The organism is Amycolatopsis keratiniphila (assembly GCF_000400635.2).
Taxonomy (GTDB): Bacteria; Actinomycetota; Actinomycetes; order Mycobacteriales; family Pseudonocardiaceae; genus Amycolatopsis; species Amycolatopsis keratiniphila.
This window is the reverse complement of the sequence record NC_021252.1, coordinates 3,350,165-3,368,055: the sequence shown is the minus strand read 5'-3', so window position 1 is coordinate 3,368,055 and position 17,891 is coordinate 3,350,165. Positions and strand designations below refer to the sequence as shown.

At 69.3% G+C, this 17,891-nt stretch carries 19 protein-coding genes; 5 read left to right on the top strand and 14 right to left on the bottom strand.

Features of this window, described 5'->3' with window-relative positions:
- Positions 1-142: 142 nt before the first annotated feature.
- Complete coding sequence (locus tag AORI_RS84290) at positions 143-814, top strand: VldE C-terminal domain-containing protein (protein WP_016333443.1); 672 nt, start codon at positions 143-145, stop codon at positions 812-814.
- A 9-nt stretch (positions 815-823) separates the two neighbouring features.
- Here the strand turns inward: AORI_RS84290 and rnhA are convergent, their stop codons facing one another.
- The 6 genes from rnhA to AORI_RS56400 all read right to left on the bottom strand — a co-directional run bounded on the left by rnhA (position 824) and on the right by AORI_RS56400 (position 5,005).
- Positions 824-1,306: a ribonuclease HI gene (rnhA, locus tag AORI_RS56425; protein ID WP_016333442.1), complete on the bottom strand. Its 483-nt coding sequence runs from the start codon at positions 1,304-1,306 to the stop codon at positions 824-826.
- A gap of 22 nt (positions 1,307-1,328) precedes the next feature.
- A complete protein-coding gene (gene dinB / locus AORI_RS56420) occupies positions 1,329-2,519 on the bottom strand; it encodes a DNA polymerase IV (RefSeq protein ID WP_016333441.1) in 1,191 nt (396 codons plus the stop codon).
- A 42-nt stretch (positions 2,520-2,561) separates the two neighbouring features.
- Positions 2,562-3,545 carry a MerR family transcriptional regulator gene (locus AORI_RS56415; protein WP_016333440.1) on the bottom strand — a complete coding sequence of 328 codons (984 nt, stop codon included), beginning with the start codon at positions 3,543-3,545 and terminating at the stop codon, positions 2,562-2,564.
- Entirely contained in the window at positions 3,545-4,204 is a 660-nt protein-coding gene (locus AORI_RS56410; RefSeq protein WP_016333439.1) for a HEAT repeat domain-containing protein, read from the bottom strand. Before AORI_RS56410 ends, AORI_RS56415 begins: the two co-directional genes overlap by 1 nt.
- Positions 4,205-4,266: 62 nt before the next feature.
- The gene (locus AORI_RS56405; RefSeq protein WP_016333438.1) at positions 4,267-4,560 is read right to left on the bottom strand and encodes a putative quinol monooxygenase; all 294 of its coding nucleotides are present in this window, start codon (positions 4,558-4,560) and stop codon (positions 4,267-4,269) included.
- 25 nt (positions 4,561-4,585) lie between these two features.
- Positions 4,586-5,005: a DUF6010 family protein gene (locus AORI_RS56400; RefSeq protein ID WP_016333437.1), complete on the bottom strand. Its 420-nt coding sequence runs from the start codon at positions 5,003-5,005 to the stop codon at positions 4,586-4,588.
- Between the two features lie 92 nt (positions 5,006-5,097).
- Between AORI_RS56400 and AORI_RS56395 the strand changes: the two genes are divergently transcribed.
- Positions 5,098-6,036, top strand: a complete 939-nt coding sequence (locus AORI_RS56395; RefSeq protein WP_016333436.1) for a GlxA family transcriptional regulator — start codon at positions 5,098-5,100, stop codon at positions 6,034-6,036.
- On the opposite strand, the gene AORI_RS56390 is transcribed toward AORI_RS56395, so the two are convergent.
- The gene (locus AORI_RS56390; RefSeq protein WP_016333435.1) at positions 6,033-6,323 is read right to left on the bottom strand and encodes a hypothetical protein; all 291 of its coding nucleotides are present in this window, start codon (positions 6,321-6,323) and stop codon (positions 6,033-6,035) included. The two genes, AORI_RS56395 and AORI_RS56390, sit on opposite strands and share 4 nt — an antisense overlap.
- 117 nt (positions 6,324-6,440) lie before the next feature.
- Here AORI_RS56390 and AORI_RS56385 point away from each other — a divergent pair, with 117 nt between their 5' ends.
- The 3 genes from AORI_RS56385 to AORI_RS56375 all read left to right on the top strand — a co-directional run bounded on the left by AORI_RS56385 (position 6,441) and on the right by AORI_RS56375 (position 11,194).
- Complete coding sequence (locus tag AORI_RS56385) at positions 6,441-7,700, top strand: MFS transporter (protein WP_016333434.1); 1,260 nt, start codon at positions 6,441-6,443, stop codon at positions 7,698-7,700.
- Between the two features lie 338 nt (positions 7,701-8,038).
- The gene (locus tag AORI_RS56380; protein ID WP_420806978.1) at positions 8,039-9,337 is read left to right on the top strand and encodes a GGDEF domain-containing protein; all 1,299 of its coding nucleotides are present in this window, start codon (positions 8,039-8,041) and stop codon (positions 9,335-9,337) included.
- 639 nt (positions 9,338-9,976) lie between these two features.
- Positions 9,977-11,194 carry an HNH endonuclease signature motif containing protein gene (locus AORI_RS56375; RefSeq protein ID WP_167337793.1) on the top strand — a complete coding sequence of 406 codons (1,218 nt, stop codon included), beginning with the start codon at positions 9,977-9,979 and terminating at the stop codon, positions 11,192-11,194.
- Between the two features lie 373 nt (positions 11,195-11,567).
- On the opposite strand, the gene AORI_RS56370 is transcribed toward AORI_RS56375, so the two are convergent.
- The 7 genes from AORI_RS56370 to AORI_RS56340 form a co-directional block, all read right to left on the bottom strand.
- Positions 11,568-12,395, bottom strand: a complete 828-nt coding sequence (locus AORI_RS56370) for a carbohydrate ABC transporter permease (RefSeq protein WP_043848765.1) — start codon at positions 12,393-12,395, stop codon at positions 11,568-11,570.
- Positions 12,396-12,397: 2 nt separating this feature from the next.
- Positions 12,398-13,291 (bottom strand): carbohydrate ABC transporter permease, encoded by an 894-nt coding sequence (locus tag AORI_RS56365; RefSeq protein ID WP_016333430.1) that lies wholly within the window; start codon positions 13,289-13,291, stop codon positions 12,398-12,400.
- A complete protein-coding gene (locus AORI_RS56360) occupies positions 13,288-14,049 on the bottom strand; it encodes a DeoR/GlpR family DNA-binding transcription regulator (RefSeq protein ID WP_016333429.1) in 762 nt (253 codons plus the stop codon). The genes AORI_RS56365 and AORI_RS56360 overlap by 4 nt, the downstream gene beginning before the upstream one ends.
- 110 nt (positions 14,050-14,159) lie before the next feature.
- Complete coding sequence (locus AORI_RS56355; RefSeq protein WP_016333428.1) at positions 14,160-15,344, bottom strand: RNA polymerase sigma factor; 1,185 nt, start codon at positions 15,342-15,344, stop codon at positions 14,160-14,162.
- The gene (locus AORI_RS56350; RefSeq protein ID WP_016333427.1) at positions 15,341-15,700 is read right to left on the bottom strand and encodes a YciI family protein; all 360 of its coding nucleotides are present in this window, start codon (positions 15,698-15,700) and stop codon (positions 15,341-15,343) included. Before AORI_RS56350 ends, AORI_RS56355 begins: the two co-directional genes overlap by 4 nt.
- 31 nt (positions 15,701-15,731) lie before the next feature.
- Positions 15,732-17,552 (bottom strand): glutamine--fructose-6-phosphate transaminase (isomerizing), encoded by a 1,821-nt coding sequence (gene glmS / locus AORI_RS56345; protein WP_016333426.1) that lies wholly within the window; start codon positions 17,550-17,552, stop codon positions 15,732-15,734.
- A gap of 42 nt (positions 17,553-17,594) precedes the next feature.
- Positions 17,595-17,867: a hypothetical protein gene (locus AORI_RS56340; RefSeq protein ID WP_038522954.1), complete on the bottom strand. Its 273-nt coding sequence runs from the start codon at positions 17,865-17,867 to the stop codon at positions 17,595-17,597.
- Between the last annotated feature and the right edge of the window lie 24 nt (positions 17,868-17,891).

Below are 17,891 nucleotides of genomic sequence, written 5' to 3'. Positions count from 1 at the left end.
AGCCTCTTTTGGTTCAACGATCAAGGTAACTGTGGGCGAACACACTCGGGCGTGACATTGCCGTGTCCTTTTCGTAATGTTGCCCGGAGCTCGCGGCCCCCGACGCGAGTTCCCGTCCCCGAAGTGGTGAGTGATCAGAGAAATGGCCGGCAGACATCGCAAGATCAAGGCTCCGCAGTGGAAGCTCCCCGCGGGTATCGCGGCAGCGGTCGCCACGGCGCTCCCGGCGTCGATGTGGCTGACCTCCGCAGGTTCCCCTGACGTCGAAGCGGCCAGCGCCGCGCTCGCGTTGAAGGCTCCCCCGGTCTCCAGCGTGACTCCCCCGCCGTCGACCAGCAGCACCCCGCCCTCCAGCAGCACGACCACCCCGCCGCCGTCGACCTCCTCGGCTCCCCCGAAGCCGACGACGTCGACCAAGGCCCCCGTCCCGGTCAAGAAGACCGTGCCCGCCGCGACGGCGTGTTCGACCAGCCTCGCCGGCACCAAGCCGCACGTTGCCCAGGTCGGCAACCACGTGAAGGCGAAGTTCGGCGTGACGAACATCGGCGGTGTCGCCGGCCGGGCCAACGCCAGCGACCACCCCTCCGGCCTCGCGCTGGACTTCATGGTGGACACCGCCACCGGCAACGCGATCGCCGAATACCTCATGGCCAACCAGAAGGACTTCGGCATCACGTACGTCATCTGGCGCCAGCGCTACAACGACGGCAGCGGCTGGGACACCATGGAGGACCGCGGCGGCGCGACCGCCAACCACATGGACCACGTCCACGTCTCCTTCGCCAAGAGCGCGAAGGTGAACGTCAGCTGCTAGCGACGTCTTTCAACGTTGCCGAGCGGACCGCTCGCCGGGCTGGATCACGGGTCGCCCCACGACCTCTTCCACACCTTTGACGGCGAGCCGGTCCGCTCGCTCGTTCTCCGGATGCCCGGCATGGCCTTTGACCCAATGCCACTCGACCTCGTGCCGTGACGCGGCTTCGTCGAGACGGCGCCACAGATCGGCGTTCTTGACCGGCGTCTTCGCCGAGGTCATCCAGCCGTTGTTCTTCCAGTTGCGCACCCAGCTGGTGATGCCGTTCCGGACGTAGGTGCTGTCGGTGTAGATGTCGACGGTGACCCGGCGCTTCAGGCTTTCCAGCGCCTCGATCGGCGCGGTCAGCTCCATCCGGTTGTTCGTGGTCGGGCCGGGATCCCCGCCGTAGATCTCCTTCTCGACGGTGCCGTACCGCAGCACCGCGCCCCAGCCGCCGGGACCGGGATTCCCGCTGCACGCGCCATCGGTGTAGATCTCGACTTCCGCCACCGGGACACCCTAGCGACGAGGTTCAGTCCGGCAGGAGCGGCACCCAAGGCTCTTCGACCTGCCCCAGATGCACCGCGCGCGTGATGGACTTCGAACCGAACCGGTCCCGGACGGTGTCGAGCGTCGAGTCGAGCGCGTCCCCCGGTTTCGCCCCGAACGGCAACGCGAGCTGGATCGCGTCGTCCTTCGACAGGTTCGTGAGCGCGAGCCCGATCAGCGTGAGACCGCGTTCGTCGATCAGCGGTCTCGCCGTGGCGAGCAGGTCACGCGCCGCCGCGACGATCGCGCCGGTCTGCTCGGTCGCCTCCATGAGGGTGTGCGAACGCGTCGCCCTGGTGAAATCGGCGAACCGCATCCGCAGCACGACGGTGCGGCACACCCGGTGCGCCGCACGCAGACGGCGGGCGAGGCGATCGGCGAGCGTCAACAGCGTCGCGTCGAGCTCGGCGGGCGAACGCGGCCTGCTGCCGAGCGCGCGCTGCGCCCCGATGGACCGGCGGCGACGGCCCGTCTGCACGCGACGCGGGTCGTCGTTGTGGGACAACGCATGCAGGTGGGCGCCGACACCGCGGCCGAGCATCCGGACGAGTTCCTTCTCCCCGAACCCCTCCATCTGCCCGACCGTGGTCACCCCGCGCTCGCGAAGCTTCCGCGCCGTCACCTTGCCCACGCCCCACAGCCGCTCGACCGGGAGCGGGTGCAGGAACTCCAGCTCCTTGTCGTGCGGCACGACGAGGAGGCCGTCGGGTTTCGCGACCCCGCTGGCCACCTTCGCGAGGAACTTCGTCCTGGCGACGCCGACGGTGATCGGCAAACCGACCTGCTCCAGGACGTCCTTCCGCAGTTTCGCGGCGATCCGGCTCGGCGTGCCCGCGATCTTCAGCAGCCCGCCGACGTCGAGGAAGGCCTCGTCGATCGAAATGCCTTCCACGAGCGGTGTCGTGTTGCCGAAGACCTCGAAAACCGCCTTGCTCGCCGCCGAATACGCGCGCATCCGGGGCGGGACCACGATCGCGTCCGGGCACAGCCGCCGCGCCTGGCCGCCGCCCATCGCCGTGCGCACGCCGTACGCCTTCGCCTCGTAGCTGGCAGCCAGCACGACCCCGCCGCCGACGATGACCGGCCGCCCGCGGAGCTTCGGGTCGTCACGCTGCTCGACCGACGCGTAGAACGAGTCCAGGTCGGCGTGCAGGATGGGACCCTCGGTCGTCATAGAACATATGTTCGCATCAAACGGCCCAGCGGCCAAGCCGTCTCACCCGAGCGCCCCCGCGAGGGCCGAAGCGAGGAGGGCGACGGTGTGATCGTCGTCTTCGGCCAGGTCACGCAGCACGTCCAGGGCGAGCGCGGGCGGCATTTCGACGAGGGCCTGGGTGAGGCGGATCCGCGCCGCGGGGTCACCGGCGGCGAGCTCGCCGGTGAACGCGCTCATGATCCGGTCCGCGACGTCGTCGTCGCGCGCCAAGGTGCCGAGGACTTCGGCCGCCTCGACGTCGGACGTGCCTTCGACCACCATGCGGACGAGTTCCGGCACGGCCGCGCTCTCGCCGCGCGACCCCAGGGCCAGCGCGGCGCGGGCGCGGACCGCCCGGTCCCGGTCGCCGAGTGCCTCCGCCAGCGCCGCGGTCGCCTCGTCACCGGGCATCCCGGCGATCGCGAGGATCGCGCGCCGCCGGACGTCGACGTCGGCGGAACGCGCGCCGGACGCCAGGCTCGCCACGCCGTCGCCGCCCGCCCTCGCGAGAGCCCACCGCAGTGCTCCCGCGACGTTCGGGTCGGCTTCGGAGAGGACCGCCCCGGCCAGCAGTTCGGCGGGCACCTCGGCCGGGGCCAGGGCGGTCTGCTGACGCCGAGCCGCGTGAGGCGAGTTGAGCCCGTGCAGCAGCTCGACGATGCGCAGAACCCCTTCCCAGCCCGTCGGTGCCGAACCGTCGACCGCGCGAAGCCGGTCGAGCAGCTCCTGTTCCCGGTTCAGCCGCTCCTCGGTCCGCCGGATGAGGTCCCGGACGAGATCGGACGGCTCGAAGGCCGGATCCTCCAAGGCACGGCCGATCTCGCGCAGCGACAGGCCGAGGGACCGCAGGCTCTCCACGTGGAAGATCCGGCGGATGTCCTCGTCGGAGTACTCGCGGTAGCCGCCGAAGGTGCGGCCGGTCGGCCGCACCAGCCCGAGGGAGTCGTAATGCCGGAGCATCCGGCTGCTCACCCCCGAGCGGCGGGCCACCTCACCGATCAGCATCAAGCTCCCTCCTGGCCCAGCGCGACGATCCGTTTCGACTCGTCGAAACCGGAGTCCGGGTCGCGCAGGAGCCGCTCCGTGGCGCGGGCGTGCGCGCACACCTCCAGGTCGGCACTCGCCAAAGCCTTCCGCAAGACGGGCTCGATCACCGGTCCGAGCGCGACGAGCGCCCTGCTGAGACTCAACCGGACCGTCCGGTCGCCCCGGCCGAACTGGTCGGCCAGGTCACGGGCCAGCCGGGCCCGCTCCCCGTCGGGCACGAGTACGACGGCGGCACGCCACGCGCTGCGGGCGACCTCGTCGTCGGCGTCGTGCAGCAGCGACCGCGTGATCGCGGGCCACGCGGTGCGGTCCCCGACCTTGGACAGCGTGTGCAACGCCTGGCTCCGGGCCTGGGCGACCTCCGAACCGAGCTCGGCCAGCAGCACCGGCACCGTCTTCCCGGCGGGCAGCCGGGTCAACGCCCAGGTCAGCATGTCCCGGACGTAGAAGTCCGGCTCGATCGCGCACCGCGCCACGAGCGGGCCGACGAACCGGACGTCCGGATGAGTCCCGGCCGCCAGCGCCGCCTGGAGCCGCGTCGACGAGCTGTCGGAGCCGAGCGCGTCGAGCACGCGCAGGTCCGGTGAAGTCCTCTGTGTCGTGTTGATGGGGATCACCTCCTGCGCTCCAGTGAAGACCTTGTCACGATGTCAAGGTCAAGTCCGGCGCTCCACCGCGATCAGTCGAACGGGGGTCCGGAGTACGAGACCCGGTGCTTGAACACCTCCCCGTCCCGGATCTCGGCGGAGTACGTCGGCCTCGGCGAGATCGCGCGCCAGGCGTTCAGCACCTCCTCCGACTCCCAGTACTCGAAGATGTTCACCCGGCCCGGTTCGAGCGTGTCCGCGGCGATCACCACGTCGAGGCAGCCGGGATGGGCCCGCGCCCTCTCGACGATCACCTGGTGTCCCTCGACGTACCGGTCCCGTTCCGCCGGGTCGACGTACACCTTTCCCGCCACGATCACCGTCATTTCAGGCTCCTTTCGTCCGGTCGGTTCACCCCACCGACGAACGCGGGCGACGCGAACCGACACGGGCGCGGAGGAAATCCGTCACCGATCGCCCGCCGGCGAAACACCAGATCGCGATCACCGGGTCGCAGATCGCGCAGCCGAACGACGAATCGTCCAGGAACGGGATGATCGGGGCGCCCTTCAGGTGGTGCACGACGTCCCAAGCCGTGTGCAGCAGCCAGCCGATCCCGATGAACGTCCACGATTCGAGCCCGCGGTACGCCACATAGGCCATCAGTGCGGTGAAGACGAGTTCCCAGATCCCGAGCCCGCCGCCGCTGGCGTAGGCCGCGCCCGCACCCGCGATCATGACCGCGTTGAAGCGGCGGCGGTGCGGCTCGTGAATCAACGACATCAGGACGACATAGCCGAGGCCGACGAGAATCGGCGCGATGATCATCATGGCTCGACGCTAGAACCGGACGGTGCCCGCTCCCAGTGGCGTGAACGACGCCTTCCAACGGGATCTCGCCATCGGGCGGGTACGTTGCGGTCATGCACACCGTCGCCGTCCTCGCGCTGGACAAGGTGATCCCGTTCGACCTCTCGACACCGATCGAGGTCTTCACCAGGACCCGGCTCGCCGACGGAAGCGCGGGCTATCGGGTGGTCGTCTGCGCCGAGCACCCGGAAGTCGACGCCGGGCACTTCACCCTGCGCGCGCCAAGGGGGCTGGACGCGCTGCGCGACGCGGACACGATCATCGTCCCCGGCACCGCCGAGCCGAACCGGCCGTTGCCGGAATCCGTCCACGACGCGTTGAACGCTGCCGCCGCGAGGGGCACGCGGATCGCCTCGATCTGTTCCGGCACCTTCATCCTCGCCGCCGCGGGCCTGCTCGACGGCCTTCGCGCCACCACGCACTGGGTCGCCGCCGGCGCACTGGCCGCGGCGTACCCGGAGGTCGACGTCGACCCCGACGTGCTCTATGTCGACAACGGGCGGATCCTGACGTCCGCGGGCGCCGCCGCGGGCCTGGATCTGTGCCTGCACCTGATCCGGCGGGACCATGGCTCCGCGATCGCGGCCGACGCCGCCCGTCTCTCGGTCATGGCGCTCGAACGCGAGGGCGGGCAGGCTCAATTCATCGCGCTGCGACATCCGCCCGCGCCCCGTGGCGCGACACTGGAGCCGACTCTGTTGTGGATGCAGGAAAATCTCGCGCGCGAACTCACGCTCGCCGACATCGCCACACGCGCCGGGATGAGCACGCGCACGCTGATCCGGCACTTCCGCGAGCAGACCGGGACGACGCCGTTGCAGTGGCTGCACCGGACCCGGGTCCGGCAGGCGCAGCATCTGCTGGAGACCACCGAGTACGCCGTCGAACGGATCGGCGCCGAAGTCGGTTTCGGTTCGCCCACCTCGTTCCGTGACCGATTCAAGCGCACGACCGGTGTCAGCCCTGGCACCTATCGGCGCGCTTTCCGTTAAGCGGCGAGGGCCGGCGCGGTGTCCGAAGCTCGCGCCCGGGCCTGGTCTGCGAACCGCCTCCTCGCGACGACGACTCTGAGCCATCGTTCCGAACGCTCGGCGTCCAGATCGGAGGTGGCTCGGGCGAGCACCTCGGCGGCGTGCGCGGCGGACTCGATCTCTGCGGCGGCGCCGAGGTAGTCACCGGCCTCGATCAGCTTGTAGGCGTGGCGCATCTCGGTCTGCGCGGTCGAGTAGATGGCGTAGGCGGCGAGGTTGTTCGCCAGCGGGCCCAGTGAATGCGACATCGGATTCTCCGTTCCTTCTCTACGAACACGTCGAACGGGACCGCCGTGGTTCGACACGGCGGACAGATTTTTTCCGAGGGTTGCGCAAAGTGGCCGCCTCACGACAGCCTGAAGCGCATGCCAGCCCGAGCGGCGTCGTTCCGCAGCGTCTTCGCGGTCGCCGGATTCCGCCGGATCTGGCTCGCGCATCTGCTCTCGGTCGCCGGCGACCAGCTGGCCAGGGTCGCGCTCACGGTGCTGGTGTTCGACCGGACGTCGTCGGCGGGCTGGGCTTCGGCGGCGTACGCGCTGACCTTCGTGCCCGACCTCCTCGGCGGCGCGCTGGGCGGTGTCGCGGACCGGTTTTCGCGACGCACCGTGATGGTGGTGACCGATGTCGGCCGCGCGGTCCTGATCGCGCTGATGGCGGTGCCCGGCCTTCCGCTGCCGGCCGCGGCCGCGTTGTTGTTCGCCGTCCAGCTCATGGCCGGGCCGTTCCACGCGGCCCGCCAGGCGATGCTGCCGGATCTGCTCGATCCGGACCGGCTGGTCGTCGGCCAGGCCGTCATCTCCTCCACGTACCAGGCCGGGCTCGTGGTGGGCTTCGGCGCGGGCGCCGCCGTCGTCACTGGGCTAGGCGTACCCGGAGCGCTGTTGATCGACGCGGGAACGTTCGCGCTGTCGGCGCTCATGCTCCGTTTCGGGCTCGACCGTTTCCCGCCCTCGGCACCCGCCCATCACGAACGCCCGTCGCTGATCGAGGGCTGCCGCCTGGTGGCGCGCGACCGCAAACTGCGCTGGCTGCTGCTCATCGCCTGCTGCTGCGGCTTCTACGTCGTGCCCGAGGGGCTCGCCGTCCCGGTCGCCGCCGAACTGGGCGGCGCGGGCGCGCTGCCGTGGCTGCTGGCCGCGAACCCCGTCGGTTCGGTGCTCGGCGGTCTCCTGCTGAGCCGGATCCCGCGCGAACGGCAGATCCGGGTGCTGGGCGCGCTGACGGTGGCGAGCAGCCTGGTGCTGATCCCGACCGGCTGGGCTCCGGGCCTGGTCACGATCGTCGTGCTGTGGACGATCTCGGGAGTGTTCTCCGCGCACGACATGATCACGCAGACGCAGTACAGCCTCGCCGCGCCGCCCGCCCATCGCGGCCAGGTGATCGGCGTCGCGATCGCGGCGTTGCGGGCGGCTCAGGCGGCGGGGATCGCGTTGGCCGGGCTGCTGGCCCAGGTCGTCGCGCCGACCACCGTGGTCACCGTCGCGGCGATCGCCGGCGTGGTGGTCGCGTTCGTCGCCGGAGCCGGCTGGTCACGGGCGGTGTCGTCCCGCCGCGGCCCTGAGGAACCCGAAGATCCCGTGGGTCCGGTCGGCGGGACGACACCCGTTGGCGAACACGGTTCCTGACACATCACGTCCAGTTGTTGTCACGACGGGTCGTCCAGTTGTTGTCACGCACTACGTTCACCTCCCTTCGCGAAGCCGCGCTCGTGGGCGAGATCACTCACGTCCAGTTGTTGTCACGCCGAGTGGTCCAGTTGTTGTCCCGCATGTAGTTCACCTCCCTCGAAATAGCGATCTATCCGGCAAAACACTCACCAGTTGTTGTCCTGCATCGGTGCACCTCCCTCGTTTTGGTTGGGCTGTCCGGGGGAATTCGGGGCCACGACTCTCATCGTCCGGACAACGACGGTCGTCGCAGTCCCGGTTCGATTACGGTGTAGATCACCGACGGAAGAGGGTGCGTGGACGGACGACTCGGCGGCGCGCGGCGGCGGCTCAGGGCCTGGCACCTGTGGAGCCTGCCGCGACCTGTGCGTTCCTACGTCCTGGTCGTGAATCTCATCGCAGTCCTCTCGACCGCCGCCACGGCCCGGCTGGTCCCGGTGACCGGTACCGATCTCGTCCGGTTCGGCGTCTTGACGCTGTGCGCGGCCATCGCGATCGAGGGCACCCGGCAGATCGAACGCCAACGGGAGTACGACAGAGCCCCGTCGGTCGCCTACGTCGACACCAAGGCGGTCTGGAGTGTCGCCGCCGTCATCGCGCTGCCGCCGGTGCTCGCCGCCGCGATGGTCGTGGTGACCTACACCATCGCATGGCTGCGGATCTGGCCACACCAACGGCCGGTTCTCCCCCATCGGTGGATCTTTTCCGCCGCGACGGTGCTTTGCGGGACGCAGGCCGCCGTCGTCGTGCTCAGCCTCGGCATGCGCCACTACCCAGGCGCGCCCGACTCCGGACTGCTTGCCGGGCTGGGCGACCTCGCCGTCATCATCGTGGCCGCGGCCCTGCGCTGGGCGATCAACACCGTGCTGGTGATGGTCGCGATCGCGCTCTCTTCACCACCGAAATCGATCGGCGAATTGTTCTCCGGGTTCGGCGACCAGATCCTCGAGGCGGGCGCGCTCGGCCTCGGCCTCGTGACAGCCGTCGTCCTCGTCCAGGCCAACCCGCTGGTGCTGGTCGGCGTCGTCATCGCGCTGGTCGCGCTGCACCGCGGACTGCTGCTGACGCAGTACCGGCGCGACGCGCACACCGACGCCACCACCGGTCTCGTCACGAAACGCCGCTGGCGTCAGCTGGCCGAAGAACAGCTGGGCCGCACGCGCGCCGGTCGCAAACTCGGCGTGCTGTTCCTCGACCTCGACAACTTCAAGACGATCAACGACACCTACGGCCATCCCAACGGCGACCTCGTCCTGCGCGCGGTCGGCGACGCCCTCCTCGCCGAGGTCCGTGAACAGGACATCTGCGGGCGGTGGGGCGGCGAGGAATTCGCGATCGTCATCCCGGACATCCACGGCGAGGAGACGCTGCGCCAGGTGGCCGAACGGATCCGGCACCAGGTGGCGGTGGTCTCGGTCGCGCTGCCCGATCGCGACACCGTGCTGACCGACCTCACCGTGTCGATCGGCGGGGCGCTGTACCCGGCGGCCAACATCACCAGCGTCGACGACCTCCTCGTCGCCACCGACACCGCGCTCTACCGGGCGAAGCAGGGGGGCCGCAACAGGGTCGAATTGGCACCGCCCGCGCAGTAGGATTCGCCGCGTCTGGGGAGGCGCGATGGAGCGATTCGCTCGGGGTCCGGTCGGTCTGGTGGTCGCGATCCAGGTCTTGGTGCTGACACTCGTGCCGGCCGCGCCGGCCTGATCTGGCAGGCGGCGCATGATTTCCCCGTTCCCTGGCGCTGGCTTATCCGGTGTCGGGCGTTCTTTTGTTGATATTGGGCGGAAAGCCGCACTGCTCGGCGCCATTCCTGTTGCTGCTCACGGCGGCGGGCGTCGCGCCGGGGCGGCGGCGCTGGCTTTGCCGGGTGCCTCGATCTCTCGACCGCCGTGATCTTTGCGCGGAACTACGGACAGGCTGGGGCTCTGGAGTGCTACGGGCTTCCCGGGGTATATGTCCTATGCGGACTAGGAGCCACCTCCTGCTATGGCTCCGGAACCCGTGGTCGTGGTGGGCCCGCACCTTCCAGCGTGGTTCACCGGCTGCCGCGAGGCGGCCGTGCACAAAAACGGGATTGAGGTAAAGAACGACGAGCAGGAAGTGCGGATTTCCTTGTGCGCGGGGACTTCCCGGCCTTGGCCGCACTTTGGAGCGAGTTGTGACATCACTACTGAACCGAAACTGTCGGTGGTCGGTCGTATGTTCTCCGTGTGGACACACTCAACGCCACTGTGGCGCTACTCAAGGAAATCACCTCATCGGAAGCTCTTCGGGAGGTCAATGCTTCACTGGATACATTGGGGGACAACGATGCCGTGGATGCCGCTGTCGCAGCTACGGAAGGAATCGCACGACTGGAGGCTGTCCGGTTCCGCGCCCTGGGCCGGTTGAGCCGTCATCGTGATGGCGCCTCCAGCGTGGCGCAGGAGGTCGCGCTCGCTCTGTCCGTTGTGGACGGACACGCTGCCGTGCTGGTCTCCACCGCCCAGGCGTTGACCACCCGCCTTCCCCGCACCCTCGGGTTGCTGGATGCCGGGAAGGTAGGCGGCTATGGGGCGATGAAAGTCGCCGCGGCCACGGCGTGGCTCTCCGACGACGACGCCCGCGCGGTGGACGCCGTTCTGGAGGACCGTCTGCCGGACCGGAACTCCGACCAGATCCGGAAAGCCGCCAACCACGCCGCGATGATGGCCGACCGCGACGGCGCGGCTCGCCGGGCCGAACGGAATCGCGGTGGCCGTCGTTTGTCGGTGCGGCACGGTGAGCCCGGGGTCGCCTCCATCGAAGTCGAAGACGGCCCCGTCGAGAAGGTCGCTGCCGCCTACACGCGGATCGACCGTGAAGCCCGAGCCCTGCGGGCCGGTGGAGAGACACGCACCCTGGATCAGCTTCGTGCCGATGTCGCGCTTGATCTCTTGCTGGGTGGACAGGGTGGAAAGAGCGAACGATCCGAAGTGTTCCTCTACATGGACCTGCACACCTACCTCGGACTGAACGACGACCCGGCGGAGATGGCGGGTCATGGGCACATCCCGGCGTCGCTGGCCCGAGAGATCGCTAGCGGGTCGAACACGGTGCTGCGGCGGATCATCACCGACCCACTCTCCGGACAAGTCCTCGACCTCGGCCGCGACCGCTACCGGCCCACCGCCGGACTCGACGAATTCGTCCGAGTGCGGGACCGGGAATGCCGAAGACCCGGCTGCCACCGCGTCGCCCAAGCCTGCGACCTCGACCACTCACTACCCTGGCAGTTCGGCGGCCACACCGCGGACACCGAACTGATCGATCTATGCCGCCGCGACCATCGCTTGAAAGACGAACCCGGCTGGAACGACCGCCTAGCGTCCGACGGAACCCTCACGATCACCACACCCACCGGACAGAGCTACGACAGCACGCCACCACCGCTGCACGAACCCCGCGACGAGGAACCACCACCGTTCTGACCCGTCGCCGGAAACCGGTGACGGCTCGATCCGGCCCTCTCCACGAATGCCGTACGACGCCCGTCCCTGCCCGAGCCCCAGTGGCCCTCGTCGCCGAAAAACGACCACAGTGCCGCGAACCCGGCCACGTCCCTCCCCAAGCCGTCGCCGAAAAACGACGACAGCGCCGAATGCGGTCAAGTTGCCGAAATACGGCAATGCCCCGGCCTGAAGTCCCCGCGCCGCTCGCCGAAGCCGCCCAAGACGAGCGAGCCCCCCAGCCGTCGCCGAAAAACGACCACAATGCCGCACACCACCACACTGCGACCCCAGCCACCGCTGCCAAGCCCCGTCAGCCGCCGTTGCCGAAACCGGCAACCAAAGAAACCAAACCTCAGGCCCGCGGAGCCCCCCGCATAACCCCATCGACCACCTTCCGCGCCAACAAGATGAACAGCACGATCACCGGCAGCACCCCGATAGTCGCCGCGGTCAGCATCAGCGAGTAATCCGTGAAGTACCCACTGGCCAGCCGCGACAGCGCCACCTGGACGGTCGGGTGCGCGTTCGGGTCGAGCACGATCAAGGGCCAGAAGAAGTCGTTCCACGCGGTCATGAACGTCAGCATCCCGAGCACGGCGGCCTGCGGGCGGATGGCGGGCATCGCGACGTTCCAGAACAACCGCGCCGTCGAGCAGCCGTCGACGCGTCCGGCGTCCAGCAGTTCGCCCGGGATCGCCTCCTCGCATGCCTGCCGCATCCAGAACACGCTGAACGCGCCGACCAGTCCCGGCACGATCACCGCCTCCAGCCGTCCGTACCAGCCGAGTTCGCCGACCACCAGGTACAGCGGGATGACACCGAGCTGCGCGGGCACCATGGCGGTGCCGATGACGACCAGGAACAGCGAGTCGCGGCCGGGGAACCGCAGCCGCGCGAACGCGAATCCGGCCATACTGGAGAGCAGCACGTTCGAGACGGTCACCGTGCCGGCGACGATCAGCGAGTTCTGCATCGCCAGCCAGAAGTCGACGGTCCCGAAGACCCGCTCGACGTTCTCGATCAGGTTGCCGCCGGGCACCAGCGGCGGTGTCGTCTCCCCGAGGGCCGAATTGTCCTTCGAGGACACCACGAACGACCAGTACAGCGGGAAGATCGACGCGACGACGACCGCGAGCAGCAGCCCGTAGACGACGAAACCGGTCCGTTCTCTCGCCGCCACGGTCACTCACCGCCCCGCATCCGGCGCACGAGCGAGAAATTGACCAGCGCGAACACCGCCGAGAGCAGGAACAGCAGCCACGCGATGGCCGCCGCGTATCCGGCGTCGAACTCGCCGAATCCCTTCTCGTACAAGTACATGGCCAATGTCTGGAACTGCCGGTCGGCGCCGCCGGTGCCGTTGACGCCGGTCTCGTCGAGCAGTTGCGGCTCGGCGAACAACTGCAGCCCGCCGATGGTCGAGACGACGACGGTGAAGGCGATGGTCGGGCGGATCGCGGGCACCGTGATCGACCAGAAACTCCGCCAGCGCGAGGCACCGTCGAGCATCGCGGCGTCGTAACGCTCCTGCGGCACGGACTGCATGGCCGCGAGGTAGAGCAGCGCGTTATAACCGGTCCAGCGCCACATCACCATCGCGCTCACCGCGATGTGCGACGCGAACCGGTCCGACCGCCAGTCCACCGGATCGATCCCCACCAGGCCCAGCACCCAGTTCACGACGCCGTAGTCCTCCGCGAACAGCTGGCTGAACACCAGCGCCACCGCGACCACCGAGACGACGTTGGGCAACAGCACACTGGCCCGCCACAGCGTCCGCGCCCGCAACGGACGGTCGAGCAGCGCGGCGAGCCCGAGCGCGGCGAACAGTTGCGGGACGGTCGAAAGGACGAAGATGCTGACCGTGTTGAAAAGCGCGTTGTAGAAATGCGGATCCTGGAGCAGGACACCGAAGTTGCCGAGCCCGGCGAACCCGGTGTCGCCGTTGACCAGATGCCAGTGATGCAGCGCCACCCACGCGGTGTAGAGCAGCGGGAAAAGACCGAACACGCCGAAGAGGACGTAGAACGGCGCTGTCATCAGGTATCCGGCGAGCCGCTCGCCCGTACGCTTCAAACGATGATCACCTTGACGCCCGCCCGGCCGATCTCGTCGAGTTCCCGCGGTTCGGCGCCGCGGTCGGTGATCAGGGTGTCGACATCGCAGAGGTCCCCGAACCGGGCGAAGTGGTCGTCGCCGATCTTGGTGTGATCGGCCAGCAGCACCGTCCGCCGCGCGGACGCGATGGCCGCGCGCTTCACCATCGCCTCGGCGGTGTCCGGGGTGGTGAGCCCCCGCTCGACGGAAAGACCGCTGGTGCTGAGAAAAGCGACCTCGACGTAGGTGTCCTTGAGCGCGTCGAGCGCCCAGCCGTCGACCGACGCCATGGTGTGGCCGCGCAGCCTTCCGCCGACCACCATCAGCGTGACGCCGGGCCGGTTCGCGAGCGCGCACGCGTTCGGCAGCGAAGGGGTGACCACGGTCAGTTCGCGATCCGAGGGGACGAGGTTCGCCAGCCTGCCCACCGTGGTGCCCGCGTCCAACAGGATCGCGCCCCCGTCGGGGATCTGCTCCAGCGCCGCGGCGGCGATACGGTCCTTCTCCGCGGACATCACCGCGTCGCGGGCGTCGAGCCCCGGCTCGATACCCTGCCGTTCGACGGGGATCGCGCCGCCGTGCACCCGTCGCACCACGCCGCTGCGTTCCAGCGCCGTAAGATCACGGCGGACGGTCTCGCTGGTGATCTCGAAGGCCGCCGCGAGCGTCGCCACGTCGACACGGCCGTTCCGCCTGGCCTGCTTGAGGATGGCGCGCTGCCGCTCTTCGGCGTACAACGGTCACCTCCTGCCATGGCGGACGAGCGGTCATGGCGACAATAGTTGGTTTCCCGCCGGTCCGACAACGGAACCCCCTCCGTCCATTGAGGACAGAGTGCTGCCCGAAACTACGGCAGGACTGCCCGTTTGGCCCGCAGGAACGCCCGTTCGGTGTCGTTGGTGGCCAAGGCGATCGCCTCGTCGTAGGCGGCGATGGCTTCCGCGGTCCGGCCCAGACGGGACAGCAGATTCGCCCGCGTGGCGGGCAGATGGTGATACCCGGGCAGGTCCAGTTCCTCGATACCGGCCAGCGCCGCGGCCGGGCCGTGCACCTCGGCGACGGCGACCGCGCGGTTGAGCGCGACGACCGGCGACGGCGCGAGCCGCCACAGCTGATCGTAGAGCGCCAGCACCTGCGTCCAGTCGGTCGCTTCGCCGTCCGTGTGCACGGCGTTGATCGCGGCCTGCACCTGATACGGACCAGGCCGGCCGAGACGCAGACATCGCCGCACCAGCTCGTGGCCTTCGGCGATCAGTTCCCGGTTCCACAACGACCGGTCCTGCTCCGCCAGCACCACCAGCTCACCGGACGGCCCCACCCGCGCCGGCCGCCGCGCTTCGGTGAGCAGGAGCAGCGCCAGCAGCCCGGTCACCTCCGGCTCGCCGGGCATCAGCTCGGCGAGCGCCCTCGCGAGCCGGATCGCCTCCAGGCAGAGGTCCGTCCGCAGCAGCTCACCCGAGGTGGAGGTGTACCCCTCGTTGAACACGAGGTAGAGCACGGTGAGGACGGAGTCCAGCCGTTGGGGAAGTTCGCCGTCGCCCGGCACCCGGTACGGGATGCCCGCGTCGCGGATCTTCTTCTTCGCGCGGACGATCCGCTGGGAGACGGTCGTTTCCGGGACGAGGTACGCCCGCGCGATCTCGTCCACCTCCAGCCCGCCGAGCAGGCGCAGGGTGAGCGCCGCCCGCGCGGGCGGGGAAAGCGCCGGATGGCAGCAGGTGAAGATCATGCGGAGCTGGTCGTCGCGGACCGGCCCCACGTCCCGCGGCTCGTCCGGCGTCTGCAGGAGCAACGCCTGGGCGTGCCGTGCCTCGCGGGTGGATTCCCGGCGCAGGCGGTCGATCGCGCGGTTGCGGGCGGTGGTCACGATCCACCCGCCCGGGTTGGGCGGCGCCTTGTCCCACTTCTCGACCGCGGTCGCGAACGCGTCCTGAACCGCCTCCTCGGCGAGCGAGATGTCGCCGAGGAGGCGGGTCAGGGTGGCCACGCACCGGCCGTACTCCGCCCGGTAGATCCCGTCGAAGTCCGTCACTGCCGGAGCGACGGGTCGCCGAACGGCCGCACCTCGATCGGCTGCCCGCAGGCCAGCGCGCACTTCCGCGCCCACGCGAGCGCCTGGTCGAGGTCCTCGACCTGGATCACCCAGAACCCGCCGAGCTGTTCCTTCGTCTCGGCGAACGGGCCGTCGGTGATCGTGGTCGCGCCGCCGGCGGGCCGGACGACCGTGGAGACGTCCGAATGCTCGAGCCCGCCGACGAAGACCCACGACCCGGCGGCCTTCATCTCGTCGGTGACCTTGCCCGTCCTGGCGAGCATGGCCCGGACCTCGTCCTCGGGCGCGTCCCGCTCGCTTTCGTCGAGCTGGACGGCGAGCAGGTACTGCCTCATCGCGGACTCCCTCGATCGCTGAGGGCGGAAATCATTCCACGGTGACGGACTTCGCCAGGTTCCGGGGCTTGTCGATGTCGTGGCCGAGGAGCAGCGCGGCGTGGTAGGCCAGCAGCTGCAGCGGGATCGTGAGCAGGATCGGGTCGAGCTCCGGCTCCGAACGCGGCACCACGAACCGGGGCACGTCGAGGTCGCCGAAGTCCACGTCGTCGTGCGTGATCGCCAGGACCTGCCCCTTGCGCGCCTTGATCTGCTGCATCGCGGCCAGGTTGCGGTCGGCGAGGTCGTCGGACGGCACGATCGCGACCGTCGGCAGCTCCTCGTCGATCAGCGCGAGCGGGCCGTGCTTGAGTTCCGAGGTCTGGTAGGCCTCCGCGTGCCGGTACGAGATCTCCTTGAACTTCTGCGCGCCCTCCCGCGCCACCGGGAAGCCCCGGACCCGGCCGATGAAGAACAGGCTGCGCGCGTCGGCGCAGATCTTGGCGTGCTCGGCGATCTGCGCTTCGTTCTCGACGATGGCCGCGACCTGCTTCGGCAGCGCCCGCAGGGCCGCCACGATGCGCTGCCCGTCCGCGTTGGACAGGTCGCGGACGCGACCGAGGGCCAGCGCGATCATCGCGAAGCCGACGGCCATGTTGGTGAGCGCCTTGGTCGAAGCGACCGCGATCTCCGGGCCGGCGTGCAGGTACAGGCCGCCGTCGCAGGCCCGCGCGATCGTCGAGCCGACGACGTTCACCAGGCCGACCACCCGGCCGCCCTTGCGCTTGACCTCTTCGACGGCGAACGCGGTGTCCGCGGTCTCGCCGGACTGGCTGACCGCGATGTAGAGGGTGTCCGCTTCGATGATGGGGTTGCGATAGCGGAATTCGGACGCCGCTTCCGCGTCGGCCGGAACCCGCGCCAGGTCCTCGATCATGGTGGCGCCGATCTGGCCCGCGTAGTACGCCGAGCCGCAGCCGAGGATCTTCACCCGCGCGAAACCGCGCAGATCACGGGGAGTCAGGTTCAGACCGTCCAAACGGGACACTCCGAACCGGTCGTCGAGACGGCCCCGGATCATGCGCTCCAGGCATTCCGGCTGCTCCTGGATCTCCTTGTACATGTAGTGCTGGTGCCCACCGAGGTCGAGGTCGTCGGCCTGGATGTCGATCGCGGTCGCGGCCTTGCCGGTGTCGCTCTCGTCGACGGTGAAGGTGCGGTAGCCGGTGGCCGAGACGCTGGCGAACTCGCCGTCGTCGAGGTGCACCACCTGCGAGGTGTGCCGGACCAGCGCGGACAGGTCGCTGGCGACGAACATCTCCCGGTCGCCGACACCGATGATCAGCGGCGAGCCGTTCCGCGCGACCACGACGCGGTCGGGGTGCTCGGTGTCGGTCACGGCGATCGCGTAGGTGCCGGTGACGCGGGAGACGGCCTCGACGACCGCGTCTTCCAGCGTCTTCGCACCCGAGCGCGCGATCAGGTGGGCGAGCACCTCGGTGTCGGTCTCCGATGACAGCGTCACCCCCGCCTGGGTGAGCTGCTCCCGCAGCGCGTCGGCGTTGTCGATGATCCCGTTGTGCACCACGGAGATCCGGCCGTCTTCGGAGACGTGCGGATGGGCGTTCGCCTCGGTCGCCGGACCGTGCGTCGCCCACCTCGTGTGCCCGATGCCGACCTTGCCCGCGAGCCGCTTGGGCAGCGCCGCCGTCAGGTTCCGCACCCGCCCCACGATCCGGTGCACCTGGGCGCCCTTACCGCCGAGGACCGAGATCCCGGCCGAGTCGTAGCCGCGGTACTCCAGCCGCGTCAGCCCCTCGATCAGGATCGGAGCGGCGTTCTGGCCGCCGATGTAGCCGACGATTCCGCACATGACGAGTCAACCTCACAAAAGAAAACGGACGGGCGTGGTCCGTCAGCCGTAGACGATGCGGCGCAGTTGCCGCTCGGACAGGTCGGGAGGCGCGACGAGACGGCGGCTCAGTTCACCGGCGATCAGGGGGAAGATCTCGGGGTTCTTCCGGCCCTCCGCCTGCAACTGGGCATGCCGCGACCGGACGTACTGCTCGGCGGGCTGCCGGTAGAACGCCAGGACGTCCTCGACGACACGGGCGGCGATGGCCGTCGACAAACCTGTCGACAAGGCCACCTGCTCGACGATGTCCGCGTCCTCCACGGAGCTCATCATGCACATCCGGGTTCCAAAACGCCA

What these genes read in the sequence shown, in the direction of transcription:
- AORI_RS56385 (WP_016333434.1), top strand. Translation starts at nt 6,441, where the DNA reads ATGCCAGCCCGAGCGGCGTCGTTCCGCAGCGTCTTCGCGGTCGCCGGA.
- AORI_RS56390 (WP_016333435.1), bottom strand. Translation starts at nt 6,323, where the DNA reads ATGTCGCATTCACTGGGCCCGCTGGCGAACAACCTCGCCGCCTACGCC.
- AORI_RS56400 (WP_016333437.1), bottom strand. Translation starts at nt 5,005, where the DNA reads ATGATGATCATCGCGCCGATTCTCGTCGGCCTCGGCTATGTCGTCCTG.
- AORI_RS56340 (WP_038522954.1), bottom strand. Translation starts at nt 17,867, where the DNA reads ATGATGAGCTCCGTGGAGGACGCGGACATCGTCGAGCAGGTGGCCTTG.
- AORI_RS56405 (WP_016333438.1), bottom strand. Translation starts at nt 4,560, where the DNA reads ATGACGGTGATCGTGGCGGGAAAGGTGTACGTCGACCCGGCGGAACGG.
- AORI_RS56395 (WP_016333436.1), top strand. Translation starts at nt 5,098, where the DNA reads ATGCACACCGTCGCCGTCCTCGCGCTGGACAAGGTGATCCCGTTCGAC.
- dinB (WP_016333441.1), bottom strand. Translation starts at nt 2,519, where the DNA reads ATGACGACCGAGGGTCCCATCCTGCACGCCGACCTGGACTCGTTCTAC.
- glmS (WP_016333426.1), bottom strand. Translation starts at nt 17,552, where the DNA reads ATGTGCGGAATCGTCGGCTACATCGGCGGCCAGAACGCCGCTCCGATC.
- AORI_RS56350 (WP_016333427.1), bottom strand. Translation starts at nt 15,700, where the DNA reads ATGAGGCAGTACCTGCTCGCCGTCCAGCTCGACGAAAGCGAGCGGGAC.
- AORI_RS56415 (WP_016333440.1), bottom strand. Translation starts at nt 3,545, where the DNA reads ATGCTGATCGGTGAGGTGGCCCGCCGCTCGGGGGTGAGCAGCCGGATG.
- AORI_RS84290 (WP_016333443.1), top strand. Translation starts at nt 143, where the DNA reads ATGGCCGGCAGACATCGCAAGATCAAGGCTCCGCAGTGGAAGCTCCCC.